Raw genomic sequence first — 12,468 nt, 5'->3', positions numbered from 1 at the left:
CTTGCCGCCTATTTCGACGGTAGCCGGTTCTCTTTCGAGCTGCCGTTGCGGGTCGAGGGATCGGCGTTCCAGCGCGCGGTATGCAATGCGATGCTGGCGATCCCACCGGGCGAGACCCGCACCTATGGCGACATCGCCCGCGATCTGGAACACCCGGCGCAAGCGGTGGGACAGGCGTGTGGCGCCAACCCGATCCCCGTGATCATCCCGTGTCACCGTGTTCTGGCAGCGAACGGGCTGGGCGGGTTCTCCGGTGGCGTCGGCGTGGAAATCAAGGTCTGGCTCCTGCGTCACGAGGGTGCGGCGGGCCTGTTGATCTGAGCCCGCACCGCGCGCCGCGTTAACCTGACTTTGCCCGCCCGTCGCCGCATTTGCCCGGCAGCCGGGGGGCAGTCGGGAGTCATACGCATATCACCCCCCGATTTTTCGCCGAAAACCCGTGTTAACCCTGTGGGGCGTTGCGCTCGGGAATGAGTTGCTGCGCGATCCCCGCAAACAGCAGGTAAATGCTTGTCACGATCAATCCCCAACTGGCCCAGCTCTCGGGGTGAAAATCCACCCAGGCCGCCCAGCCGGCAAAGGAGGTCCAGGCGAAAGCCATTGGTAACGTTACGTTTTTCCACCTCTTGGTGCGCACCGGGTGAACGAACTTGAGCGATGTGAACATGCTTGCGGCCAGCACGACGATCAGGGTGAGACAGATCCAGAAATCCGGTTTCAGCGCGAAGATCACGATTGCCAGCATGTTCCAGCAACCGGGAAATCCGGAAAAGGAATTGTCCTTTGTTTTCATGCGCGTATCGGAAAAGTAAAGCGCCGACGCATAGGTGATCACGATGATCGCGGCCCAGCCTGTCCAGCCCCCCAGCAACCCCGATTCAAACAGCGCATAGGCCGGAATGAACACATAGGTCAGATAATCGATGATCAGGTCCAAAAGCACCCCGTCGAATTCGTCGGCATGTTGCTTGACATCGTACTTGCGCGCCAGAGGCCCATCTATTCCGTCGACTGCAAAGGCAACGACGAGCCAAAGAAACATCATGTCCCAGTGGTGCCCCGCCGCCGCGAGCATCGCAAGCATCGCGAAAACGGCGCCGGTTGCGGTCAGAAGGTGAACGGATAAGGCTTTGAAATGGTTTGACATATCTTACTTCCCGATGCTCAGCCTGCCTTGGGGTGAGCCTTGTCGTAAACTTCCATCAGTCGGGCCTGATCGACGCTTGTATAGGTCTGTGTCGTTGAAAGCGAGGCATGGCCCAGAAGCTCCTGTATGGCGCGCAAATCACCGCCTGCGCCCAGAAGATGCGTGGCAAAGCTGTGCCGCATCGCGTGCGGTGTCGCGCTTGCAGGCAGGCCCAACTGCATGCGCGCTTGTGCCATCGTCTTCTGTATCGACCGGGGCGAAAGCCTGCCACCGCGCACCCCTCGGAACAAGGGGGCACCCGCCTCTTTGGACCATGGGCACAGGTCGAGATAGCGTCCGACAGCATCACGCGCAGCAGGGATCACCGGGATAATCCTTTCTTTACCTCCTTTGCCGATAATCCTGAGGACCTCTGGTAAAGGTGCGTCCTGCCCATCCAGCCCCAAAGCCTCGGAAATTCGCAATCCGCAACCATATAGGAGGGTCAGAACAGCCACGTCGCGCGCCGCAACCCACGGTTCCTGCGACTGAAGGCCGATCGTGTCGAGCATCCGGCGCGCTGCGTCCTCTGCCAATGGGCGCGGTAGCTTGTTTTGGAATCTCGGGGCGCGCGCAGCGAGCACTGCCGAGATCTCGGCACCTTCACGCTCGGACAACCAACGCAGGAAGCTCTTTACCGCCGAGAGTTTTCGCGACATCGAGCGTGGTCTGACCCCTTGCCCACGGGTGAACGCCATCCAGCTGCGCATGTCCGACACGCTGAGCCTCATCAGGGGCTTGATCCCCTGGCTTGCGCCCTTGTGTTCGGTAATGAAGGTCAAGAATCCGGTCACGTCGCGCGCATATGCGTCGAGTGTGTTCTCCGCGGCGCCCCTGAGCGCCCTTTGCCCTTCAAGCCAGCCTTCAAGAGCGTCGCGTGCGGCGGGGGAAATCAGGCTCATGCCAGCCAGCGGCGCATGGCCCTTTCAAATACGCCTGCAAAAAATGACAAAAGATCAGTGCCTTGCTGCGGGGTGAACTGGTGCGGGTCCTCCGATCCCATGATCAGCATCCCCGGCAAACGGCCTTCGCCGAAATCGAGTTTCAGGCATGCTTCGGAGCGGATCCAGCCTGCCATCTCGCCGAAAACCGTGTCATTGCCCTCGTTGACCTGGCGCAAAGTCACTTGCCGCACCGGTGCGTCGCGCCCAGCCGTCAGGTAATGGTCGATATATCCCGGTTCGGCCACCGACAGGACATCGCCCAATCGCTGAACAACCGGATCGTCGTCATTCTGAACCGATTCGAGCACCAGCTTGATGGAATCGACCCGCAGGATATCGGCGACGTCGCCGCCAAGGTCTCGCAGGAATACTTCGAATTCGAGCGGATCGAGCATCCGCAGAATTGCCCGGTGCACCTGGTTGGTGCCTGCAAGGTTCTCGTAAGCGGCAGCGATGACCGAGCGATGGGTATCCTCCAGCCGATCAAGACGCGCCTCGAGCCGTTCCATCGCAATGCCCCGAAGGTCAACGATATTGCCACCCATCGCGCGCTCGTTCGCTGCGATGAGTGCATGCATAACATCTTGATCCTCAAGAATGAAATCCGGATCCGCGATGATCTTGTCGCGAAGGCTGTCCTCCAACCCGGGCTTGCTGCTCATTGTGTCCTCAACATGTATTTCGGCCTTTATAACATGCCTTTACAGGATTTTCTGCCCTGTTTTTTCCCAATCGGCCATAAAGGCCGCAAGGCCCTTGTCGGTCAGCGGATGGTTCACCATGGCTTTGATCACGCTGGGCGGCGCGGTGATCACGTCGGCACCGACGCGGGCGCAATCGGCAATGTGATTCACGCTGCGGATCGACGCGGCAAGGATCTCGGTCTCAAAGGCGAAATTGTCATAGACCCGCCGGATATCGGCGATCAGTTCCATCCCGTCGAGATTGAGGTCATCAAGCCGTCCGATGAAGGGGCTGATGAAACTGGCGCCCGCCTTGGCCGCCAGAAGCGCTTGGTTAATGCTGAAACACAAGGTCACGTTTACCATGCGACCTTCCGCGCTCAGCACCTTGCATGCCTTTAGCCCGTCCCATGTCAGCGGTACCTTGATCGCGATATTGTCGGCGATCTCAGCCAGCTTGCGACCCTCGGCAATCATTGCCTCGGCCTCGGTCGCGACCACCTCGGCGCTGACGGGGCCGTCGACAAGCTCGGCAATTTCTTTCGTGACTTCAAGGATATCGCGCCCCGACTTCATGATGAGCGACGGGTTTGTCGTGACGCCGTCGGCCATGCCCAGGTCGTTCAAATCGGCAATCGCGTCTATCTCGGCCGTATCAACAAAGAATTTCATGGCATCTGCCCCGGTGAAGTTTGGGTTTTGTCTCGGGTCGCTTTACCCGATACCAATAACTCTCGAAACCCCTAACCCGGAGTGGCCATGGGCCGACAGGATTTTTTCGATCACGGCGATCTGGTTGCGGTGCTCACGACACAGCCGCTCGATCGTTTGCTGGATTACAAGGCGCCTGAAGGCGGCTGTCATCTGGGCGCATTTGTCGAGGTGCCGCTTGGCCCGCGCAAGGTTCTGGGCGTGGTCTGCGCGCCGGGCCGGGGCGATTTCGACCGCTCGAAGATCCGCCCCGTCATCCGGGTGCTCGACGTGGCACCAATGCGCGAAGAGATGCAGATCTTTCTCGAACGGGCGGCGGAATATACCCTGACACCGCTTCCCGCGATGCTGCGGCTCGCCACGCGGGCGCCGGGGCTGGGCGATCCGCCCTCGATGCGCAAGGTCTATCGCCCGGGCGATAGCGTGCCCGACCGAATGACCGACGCCCGCCGCCGGGTGCTGGCGACATTGCAGGAATATGGTGGCTTGTCCTTTACCCTCAAGGAGTTGAGCGATGCCGCCGGGGTCACGCCTTCGGTTGTCAAGGGGCTGGTCAAGCAAGGGGCCGTGCATGAAGAGGACAGTCCGCGTGATGTACCCTTTCCACTGCTCGATGAAGAGCGTGCCAGCAAAGCCCTGACCGCCGATCAGGCCGCAGCAGCCGAGCATCTGCGCCGCGGTATCCGCTCGGGCACCTATGGCACGACGCTACTGCGTGGGATCACCGGGTCGGGCAAGACCGAGGTCTATCTCGAAGCAGTGGCAGAGTGTTTTCGCCAGCGCCAACAGGCGCTTGTCCTGCTGCCCGAGATCGCACTCAGCGCCGAGTTCATCGCAAGGGTTCAGGAGCGGTTCGGTGCGAAACCGGCGGAGTGGCATTCGGGCGTCACAATAACCGAACGCCGCCGGACGTGGAAAATGGTCGGGCAGGGCGGGGCGCAATTGGTCGTGGGGGCACGTTCGGCGCTCTTTCTGCCATTCCTCGATCTGGGGCTGATCGTTGTCGATGAAGAGCACGACACTTCATACAAGCAAGAAGACGGCGCGCTCTACAACGCCCGCGACATGGCCGTGCTGCGGGCGTCGATCTGCGGAGCGCAGGTGGTTCTGGCCTCGGCCACGCCAAGCCTCGAAAGCTGGGCCAATGCGGAAGCGGGCAAGTATGCCAAGCTCGAGCTCACCAGCCGCTTTGGCGATTCTGCCTTGCCCGACATGTGTGCCGTCGACATGCGGGGGGCCGATCTGCCATCCAACCGCTGGATCTCCTCGCGCCTTGCCGGAGCTGTGCGCGAGCGGATCGAGCGCGGTGAGCAATCGCTTTTGTTCCTCAACCGACGGGGCTATGCGCCGGTCACGATCTGCAGGGCGTGCGGGCATCAGATCGGGTGTGACCATTGCGATGCGCGCATGGTCGAACACCGTTTTCTCAAGCGGCTCGTTTGCCACCAGTGCGGCGAGACGAGGCCGATCCCCGATGCCTGCCCTGCCTGCGGCGCCGAAGATCGGCTGGCCCCTGTCGGTCCCGGGGTCGAGCGGTTGCAGGAGGAAGCGAGCGAATTGTTTCCCGATGCCCGGATCGCAACGCTCTCGTCCGACCTTTTCGGTTCGGCCCGCGCGCTGAAGGCGCGTATTGCTGAGATTGCCGAAGGCGGGGCTGATATCGTGATCGGCACCCAACTTGTTGCCAAGGGCCATAATTTCCCGCTGCTGACACTTGTGGGTGTGATCGACGCGGATCTCGGGCTTCAGGGATCGGATTTGCGTGCCGCCGAACGCACGTTCCAATTGATGCGGCAGGTCTCGGGGCGGGCCGGTCGGGCCGACAGGCCGGGCGAGGCGCTTTTGCAGACCTATCAGCCTGAGCACCCGGTGATACGTGCCATTCTGGCCGGTGACGAGGACTCGTTCTGGCGCGCCGAGGCCGAGGAGCGCCGCCATGCGGGGGTGCCGCCCTTTGGCCGCATGGCCGGGATCATCCTGTCCTCGCCCGATATGCAGGAGGCCTTTGACACAGGGGCAGAACTTGCCCGCAACGAGGCTCCGCTGCGATGCATCGGAGCGCAGGTCTTTGGCCCCGCGCCGGCACCGGTGGCGCGTATCCGCGGGCGCCACCGGGTGCGCCTTCTGGTCAAGGCGCCGAAGGGCGCGGCGCTGCAAAAGGCGCTGGCGGCATGGATCGCACAGGTGAAACCGGGGCCGAACCTGCGTCTGACGGTCGATATCGATCCACAGAGTTTCTATTGACGAGATTTCTCAGAACTCAGGCAGTGGCGGCCACCCGGGTCTGGTCGACGATGATATCGGTGACCATCGCGCCCACCCACATGCAGAAAAGCGCAAGCCAGGCTGTGCCCGCGAAGATTGACCCTCCGGTCACGCCATTGCCGATGGCGCATCCTCCGGCCAGCATCGCACCAAAGCCCATCAGCACCGCGCCGAACATCGATCGGCGCATGTTGGATTCGTCGGAGAAGCCCTGAAAACGGAATTCGCGGGTCAGCATGGCCGCCAGAAACGATCCGATCACGACACCCGGGACCAACCCGATGTCGAATTCAAGCACAGCGTTGCGGTCGAGAAAGAACATCAGCGTGTTGGCGGATGGTCCCGAGAATGTGAGACTCTCGACCGGGACCGCATCGAACGCGATCTGGCCGAGCGAGAAGGTCAGTACCCAGCCCAAGGCGACGGCAAAGCCCACGCCGGAGGCAAAGACGAGCCGCGCGAATCCGATCTGGTGACGATAGGAGGTATAGAGCGCCAGGGTCGCCGTGAAGAGGCCCAGCAGCAGCCCCGCATATTGGGGCAGTCCGAAGGCGTCCAGCAGGTCGAGATTGTGCCCGCCACCAGTGATCCAGAGCGCGGCGAGATAATCGCGCAGCGGGGCAAGCCACCCGGCAAGCGACATCTGCGCCACCACCGCGAAGATCAGCCCTGAGACGACCGAGCGCAGATTGCCGGTCGCAGCCAGCACCAGAAGCCGCCCCGAACATCCCCGGGCCAGCACCATGCCCACGCCAAACAGCAATCCGCCAATGATCGCGCCCGACCAGCTTCCCGGCACGGACATCATGCGGGCCTCGTCGCTGCGCATCAGCCCCAGGAGCTGCGCCCCTTGCACCCAGACGAGAGCGGTCGAAAAGGTCAAAAGCCACACCGCCACACGGTCCTGCATCATCCCGCGGGCGAACTCGACCGCTGCCGCACGCAGGCAGAACCGCGACCGTTGGGCGGCAACGCCGAAAACGATGCCCGTGATCAGCCCGAACAGGGCGGCGGTGGGGCTTTCACCGATGCGTTCGACGAGGGGGATCAGGTCCATTGGTATGTCTTTCGCTGGTCCCGGTGAACGTATGCGTGGCTTTTGATGTGTTGCCTTGATCCAGATCAGATGGGCTGGGCAATCCAGTTGAAAAGGCGTATCGGAAAGCATGAACAAGGCAATTCCACTCGATCAGGCGGGATCCCTGCCGTTCTGGCGACGGCCGGTGGCACTGCTATTCTTGATGGCGGCGGCGATGCCGATCGCCTTTGCCACATGGTCGGCACTACTGAACAATTTCATTATCGAGGTTGGAAAGTTCGACGGCTCTGACAATGGTTGGTTGCATACCGTGCGCGAGATCCCGGGCTTTCTGGCCATCGGGGTGATCGCGATCATTGTCTTCATGCGCGAACAGGTGCTTGCGCTTGTATCGCTCATCCTTCTGGGCGTTGCCACGGCGTTGACCGCGTTTTTCCCATCCATGGCCGGGATCCTGACCATCACAATGCTCTCTTCCATCGGCTTTCACTACTACGAGACCGTCAACCAGTCGCTGCAATTGCAATGGCTGCCCAAGGATCGTGCACCGCAGGTGCTGGGCCTGTTGCTGGCGGCGGGATCGGCGGCGACGCTCTTGGCCTATGGGTTGATCGTACTCACCTGGCGGGCTTTTGATCTGAGCTATGCCTTCGTCTACCTTGTCGCGGGCGGCACGACCGCACTGATCGCGGTTTTCGCGTTCTTCGCTTATCCCCAGTTCGAGGCGCCCAATCCGCAGGTCAAGAGAATGATCCTGCGCAAGCGCTATTGGCTCTATTACGCGCTGCAATTCATGTCCGGTGCACGGCGTCAGATATTCATCGTCTTCGCCGGATTCATGATGGTCGAGAAATTCGGTTTCGACGTTCACGAAGTAACCGCGCTTTTCCTGATCAACCTTGTGTTCAACATTGTGGTCGCACCGCTTTTTGGTCGGGCGGTGGCGCATTTCGGTGAGCGAAACGCGCTCGCGTTCGAATATGTGGGGCTTGTTTGCGTGTTTCTGGCCTATGGTGGGATATACTATTTCGGCTGGGGCGTGGTGTTGGCGGCCGTGCTTTACGTGCTCGACCACATGTTCTTTGCGCTGGCACTTGCCCTCAAGACCTATTTCCAGAAGATCGCCGATCCGGGTGATATTGCCCCGACTGCCGCGGTGGCCTTTACCATCAATCATATCGCGGCGGTTTTTCTGCCCGCGATGCTCGGTTATCTCTGGCTGGTCTCCCCCGGCTCGGTCTTTGTTCTTGCGGCGTCGATGGCCGGGGTGTCGCTCTGCCTGGCCCTGCTGATTCCGCGTCACCCGGAGCCGGGCCACGAGACGATATTCGCACGGTTCGTCACTCCGGCCCCGGCCGAGTGATCGCCCCGGGGAAGGGTGCTTGACCGCCGGGTGCATTGCGCTTACCGCCAGTGAAAACACCGGAGACGCGCCATGCCCACCTTTACCGCATTGACCACCCTTGCCGGAAAAGCCGCCGCCGAGGCGTTGGGCGAAGCGATGGAGCGGCTCGATCCCGAACCGGTCGGCGTGGGGGTGTTCGAGGTTGAAGACGGCTCGGGGCTTTGGGAGGTGGGCGGATATTTCGCCGAACCACCCGATCGCGCGGGTCTTGCCCTTCTTGAGGCAATGCACGCTACCCGGCCTTTCGTGATCTCGGAGCTACCAGAAACCGACTGGGTCGCCAAGGTTCGCCGCGAACTGGCGCCGGTCGAGGCTGGTCGATTTTTTGTCTATGGCAGCCATGACGCCGACAAGGTGCCCGAAGGGGCCGAGCCGCTACTGATCGAGGCGGCGATGGCTTTTGGCACCGGTCATCACGGCACGACACTTGGCTGTCTGCGCGCCCTTGATCGGCTTGTCGAGGCAGGGTTTGTCGGCAAAAGCGTCGCGGATATCGGTTGTGGCACGGCGGTTCTGGCCATGGCGGCGGCGCGGGTCTGGCCCGATCCGATCATCGCCAGCGATATCGACACGCTCGCAGTCGAAGTGGCCGAGGCCAACGTACGGGCCAATGGTTTGGAGGGGCGGCTGCGTTGTGTCGAGGCGGCAGGTTTCGATCATCCCGAACTTGCGGCGGCTGCACCTTTCGATTTGATCTTTGCCAACATACTCAAGGGGCCGCTTGTTGCGCTCGCGCCGGATCTGATCGCTGCTCTGGCACAAGGCGGGAGGGCGATTCTTTCGGGCATCTTGAACGAACAGGCCGATGAAGTTCAGGAGGTTTATTCACGTTTGGGAACCAATGTTTTTTCACGCGATGAAATTGGTGAATGGACGACGCTGATGCTGGCTAAGGCTTAAGTAAAATGAACTGAAATTGCCAGCTTTCTGCCTTATTCCAGCAATTTGCCACAATGCTGCCATAATTTGAGAGCAAGGTTGATCTACTTCGGTGGGGGTATGTGCCGGAGGCCTGAATGTCTGACGATTTGATGAATTTTGAAAAGCGGCTGACGCGTATCGGCAGCACCAGGCGTAGAGTTGCCCGGGGACTATCTTATGCCCCTGTTGTCGGTCCCGATGGGATGGTTGTTGTCCGACCCCGTCGCAGTGGCCCCAGCATTCCAGTCAAGGGCCTTATTTATCTCATTCTAGGCTTTTGCCTGTTCAAGAGCGTTGCTATCGCGCATCTCGGTGCCACCGGCTATGCTGGCCACATTGACGAGATGAAACAGGGAACCATTTTCGAACAAGCCGGGGCATGGGCCTTGCAGCCTGACAGGGTGAGCGTGAGAATTGCCAGCACTATCTCGCCCTTCATAAAGTAGCGACCCGTATCCAAAGACAAAAAAGAAGCCGCGCCGGGATTAGGCCCGGCGCGGCTTTCTCGATTGCGCTTGCAGCTAAGGCTTTTCGCGGAACGCTCTCGTTTCACTGCTCAGCGTTTTGCCGCGATGTTGTCGATATCACCGCGACAGAGGCCGATATCCTCAAGCTCGCGGTCGCTCAGTTGCGACAATGCGTTGCGAGTCACGCGGGTATCGTTCCAAGCCACGATCGTCGCGACAAGCGATGCGAAGAGCTGGCCGATACGGCCGTTGGTGCCAGCGGAAAGCTGAACGCGGGGGGTGTCGATTACAGCCATATCCATGTTTCCTTGTTTTGAGTGGCGGTTCATTGTGCTGAACGGCAAATAGGCCCGGTTCCAGATCACGACAAGCAGTGAAAACGGCATAAGTCCTATGCAAAATATGCATGGGCGAAATCGGACCTTGGAGCCTTTAAAACAAGGCCATTCTGCCACAAAAGGATGTCGTTTTCTGCACAGGAATGGGCGTAATTTGACCGCGTTTGTCGCGCCGGATTCAAAATGGTCGTTTTTGGCGTATGCGCGATTGTCGTTGGCTTGTGTTCCTGTTTCGTGCTAGTGGTTCAAAAAGGCAACAGGGCAGGAAAAATCGATGCGGGTTTTAGGAATCGATCCAGGGCTTCGGAACCTTGGTTGGGGAGTTGTCGATGTAGACGGCAGCAGGCTGAGTCACGTTGCCAATGGCACCTGTCGGTCCGGTGAGGGTGAATTGCCCGAAAGGCTCAGGCGGCTTTACGAAGAACTTCAGGCCGTCGTAATCAAATTCGCGCCCGACGCGGCGGCCGTCGAGCAGACCTTTGTAAACAAGGACGGTGCAGCCACACTCAAGCTCGGACAGGCGCGCGGAATCGCCTTGCTAGTGCCCGCGCAGGCCGGGCTCTGCGTGGGTGAGTATGCACCCAACACGGTCAAGAAAACGGTGGTGGGTGTGGGCCACGCGGACAAGGGCCAGGTCGCGCATATGGTGAAAATGCAGCTTCCCGGGGTCGTGATCGAGGGGCCGGACGCAGCGGATGCACTGGCTGTCGCGATCTGTCATGCGCATCATGCCCGCAGCGCAGAGGCGGTCTCCGCCGCGGAGAAAATGGTGAGGGCATGATCGGCAAGATTAGCGGGCTCTTGGATTACAGGGGAGATGATCATGCGCTGATCGACGTGCGCGGTGTTGGTTACCTCGTCTATTGTTCCGATCGCACCCTCGCGGGGTTGCCCGGACCGGGTGAGGCGGTAACACTTTACACCGATCTGCTGGTACGTGAGGATCTTTTGCAACTTTACGGTTTTCCGTCGCTGCTGGAGAAGGAATGGCATCGCCTGCTGATGAGTGTTCAGGGGGTTGGGGCGAAAGCGTCATTGGCCATCTTGAGCGCACTTGGTGCAGAAGGAGTTAACCGTGCGATCGCGCTGGGCGACTGGAATGCAGTGAAGGCCGCCCGGGGGATCGGCCCAAAGACGGCACAGCGGATCGTCAATGAGCTGAAGGACAAGGCCCCGACGGTCATGGCGCTGGGCGGTGCGCTTGAGGCGATGCAGGGATCCGATTCCGCTGCGGCAGACGTGATCGAAAGCGATCCTGCCCCCACGCCCGCGCCGCGCGCGTCCGCGCCAAGTGGCGATGCAGCGGTGCAATCCGAGGCCTTGTCGGCGCTGTCGAACCTCGGCTATGGCCCGGGCGAGGCCGCGGGCGCCGTGGCGCAGGCAGCAGGTGACACGCCTGGCGCGGATACGGCAGCGCTCATCCGTGCGGCGCTCAAGCTCCTGGCACCGAAGGGATAATTCATGGCCGAGCCCGACCCGACATTGCGTGCCGCACCGCTTCCCGAGGATATGGACCGGGCGTTGCGGCCCCAGTGCCTGGACGAGTTCGTGGGGCAGGAGGCGGCACGGGCCAATCTGCGGGTGTTCATTCAATCGGCGCGGATGCGCGGCGAGGCGATGGATCACACGCTGTTTCACGGCCCTCCGGGGCTGGGCAAGACGACGCTGGCGCAGATCATGGCGCGCGAACTTGGGGTGGGGTTTCGGATGACCTCGGGGCCGGTGCTGGCCAAGGCCGGCGACCTGGCGGCCATCCTGACCAATCTCGAAGCGCGAGATGTGCTTTTTATCGATGAGATTCATCGACTTAACCCCGTCGTCGAAGAGGTGCTCTATCCGGCGCTCGAAGATTTCGAGCTGGACCTGGTGATCGGTGAGGGCCCGGCAGCGCGCACCGTTCGGATCGAGTTGCAACCCTTCACGCTGGTTGGGGCGACGACGCGACTGGGGCTGCTGACAACGCCGTTGCGCGACCGGTTCGGGATTCCGACGCGGTTGCAATTCTATGAAATTCACGAGTTGAATCAGATTGTTACTGCCAATGCGCGCAAGCTGGGGGTGGAGACGGAAGTCGAAGGTGCGCTGGAGATCGCACGCCGGTCGCGTGGGACCCCGCGGATTGCGGGGCGACTCTTGCGGCGGGTCGTGGATTTCGCGTTGGTCGAGGGCGGTGGAAAGATCAGCCGCGACCTCGCCGATGCGGCCCTTACCCGGCTGGGCGTGGACGGGCTTGGCCTCGATGGGGCGGATCGGCGCTATCTCACTCTGATTGCTGAGAATTATCACGGCGGCCCGGTTGGTATCGAGACCATGGCGGCGGCGCTGAGCGAACCACGCGATGCGCTGGAAGAGGTGATCGAGCCCTATCTCTTGCAGCAGGGGTTGATCCAGCGCACGCCGCGGGGCCGGATGCTGGCGCACAAGGGCTGGACCCATCTGGGCCTCGCCCCGCCGCCCGTGCCGGGGCAGTCGGACCTTTTCGAGGGCTGAACGCGCGCCCCGTTAACCG

General features: G+C 61.1%; 14 protein-coding genes. 8 read left to right on the top strand and 6 right to left on the bottom strand.

Annotation, left to right across the window (positions count from 1 at the left end):
• On the top strand, window positions 1-321 hold a 321-nt coding region (locus ACESL9_RS01870), incomplete at its 5' end, for a methylated-DNA--[protein]-cysteine S-methyltransferase (protein ID WP_372674439.1).
• Between the two features lie 121 nt (window positions 322-442).
• On the opposite strand, the gene ACESL9_RS01865 is transcribed toward ACESL9_RS01870, so the two are convergent.
• From ACESL9_RS01865 to fsa, 4 genes are read right to left on the bottom strand one after another with little or no spacing between them, the layout of a single operon-like run.
• Window positions 443-1,147: a CDP-alcohol phosphatidyltransferase family protein gene (locus ACESL9_RS01865; RefSeq protein WP_372609762.1), complete on the bottom strand. Its 705-nt coding sequence runs from the start codon at window positions 1,145-1,147 to the stop codon at window positions 443-445.
• A 17-nt stretch (window positions 1,148-1,164) separates the two neighbouring features.
• The gene (locus ACESL9_RS01860) at window positions 1,165-2,088 is read right to left on the bottom strand and encodes a tyrosine recombinase XerC (protein ID WP_372609764.1); all 924 of its coding nucleotides are present in this window, start codon (window positions 2,086-2,088) and stop codon (window positions 1,165-1,167) included.
• A complete protein-coding gene (locus tag ACESL9_RS01855; RefSeq protein ID WP_372609766.1) occupies window positions 2,085-2,792 on the bottom strand; it encodes a DUF484 family protein in 708 nt (235 codons plus the stop codon). The genes ACESL9_RS01860 and ACESL9_RS01855 overlap by 4 nt, the downstream gene beginning before the upstream one ends.
• Window positions 2,793-2,831: 39 nt before the next feature.
• Window positions 2,832-3,485 carry a fructose-6-phosphate aldolase gene (gene fsa / locus ACESL9_RS01850; RefSeq protein WP_372609768.1) on the bottom strand — a complete coding sequence of 218 codons (654 nt, stop codon included), beginning with the start codon at window positions 3,483-3,485 and terminating at the stop codon, window positions 2,832-2,834.
• An 87-nt stretch (window positions 3,486-3,572) separates the two neighbouring features.
• Between fsa and ACESL9_RS01845 the strand changes: the two genes are divergently transcribed.
• Window positions 3,573-5,768: a primosomal protein N' gene (locus ACESL9_RS01845; protein ID WP_372609770.1), complete on the top strand. Its 2,196-nt coding sequence runs from the start codon at window positions 3,573-3,575 to the stop codon at window positions 5,766-5,768.
• A gap of 16 nt (window positions 5,769-5,784) precedes the next feature.
• Here ACESL9_RS01845 and ACESL9_RS01840 read toward each other — a convergent pair whose 3' ends face one another.
• A complete protein-coding gene (locus ACESL9_RS01840; protein WP_372674438.1) occupies window positions 5,785-6,846 on the bottom strand; it encodes a YeeE/YedE family protein in 1,062 nt (353 codons plus the stop codon).
• 109 nt (window positions 6,847-6,955) lie between these two features.
• Between ACESL9_RS01840 and ACESL9_RS01835 the strand changes: the two genes are divergently transcribed.
• The 3 genes from ACESL9_RS01835 to ACESL9_RS01825 all read left to right on the top strand — a co-directional run bounded on the left by ACESL9_RS01835 (window position 6,956) and on the right by ACESL9_RS01825 (window position 9,600).
• Window positions 6,956-8,191, top strand: a complete 1,236-nt coding sequence (locus tag ACESL9_RS01835) for an MFS transporter (protein ID WP_372609774.1) — start codon at window positions 6,956-6,958, stop codon at window positions 8,189-8,191.
• A gap of 72 nt (window positions 8,192-8,263) precedes the next feature.
• Window positions 8,264-9,133 carry a 50S ribosomal protein L11 methyltransferase gene (locus ACESL9_RS01830; RefSeq protein WP_372609776.1) on the top strand — a complete coding sequence of 290 codons (870 nt, stop codon included), beginning with the start codon at window positions 8,264-8,266 and terminating at the stop codon, window positions 9,131-9,133.
• A gap of 116 nt (window positions 9,134-9,249) precedes the next feature.
• Window positions 9,250-9,600 carry a hypothetical protein gene (locus ACESL9_RS01825; RefSeq protein ID WP_372609778.1) on the top strand — a complete coding sequence of 117 codons (351 nt, stop codon included), beginning with the start codon at window positions 9,250-9,252 and terminating at the stop codon, window positions 9,598-9,600.
• A 110-nt stretch (window positions 9,601-9,710) separates the two neighbouring features.
• Here the strand turns inward: ACESL9_RS01825 and ACESL9_RS01820 are convergent, their stop codons facing one another.
• Entirely contained in the window at window positions 9,711-9,917 is a 207-nt protein-coding gene (locus ACESL9_RS01820) for a DUF1127 domain-containing protein (protein WP_372610071.1), read from the bottom strand.
• A 316-nt stretch (window positions 9,918-10,233) separates the two neighbouring features.
• Between ACESL9_RS01820 and ruvC the strand changes: the two genes are divergently transcribed.
• The 3 genes from ruvC to ruvB are packed head-to-tail and all read left to right on the top strand — an operon-like array spanning window position 10,234 to window position 12,449.
• A complete protein-coding gene (gene ruvC / locus ACESL9_RS01815; protein ID WP_372609780.1) occupies window positions 10,234-10,740 on the top strand; it encodes a crossover junction endodeoxyribonuclease RuvC in 507 nt (168 codons plus the stop codon).
• A complete protein-coding gene (gene ruvA, locus ACESL9_RS01810) occupies window positions 10,737-11,417 on the top strand; it encodes a Holliday junction branch migration protein RuvA (RefSeq protein ID WP_372609782.1) in 681 nt (226 codons plus the stop codon). The genes ruvC and ruvA overlap by 4 nt, the downstream gene beginning before the upstream one ends.
• 3 nt (window positions 11,418-11,420) lie before the next feature.
• Complete coding sequence (ruvB, locus tag ACESL9_RS01805) at window positions 11,421-12,449, top strand: Holliday junction branch migration DNA helicase RuvB (protein ID WP_372609784.1); 1,029 nt, start codon at window positions 11,421-11,423, stop codon at window positions 12,447-12,449.
• Window positions 12,450-12,468: the final 19 nt, after the last annotated feature.

This window comes from Aquicoccus sp. (assembly GCF_041686535.1).
Classification (GTDB): domain Bacteria; phylum Pseudomonadota; class Alphaproteobacteria; order Rhodobacterales; family Rhodobacteraceae; genus Aquicoccus.
Note: the sequence above shows the minus strand (reverse complement) of the source record. Positions and strands in the feature narration are given on the sequence as shown.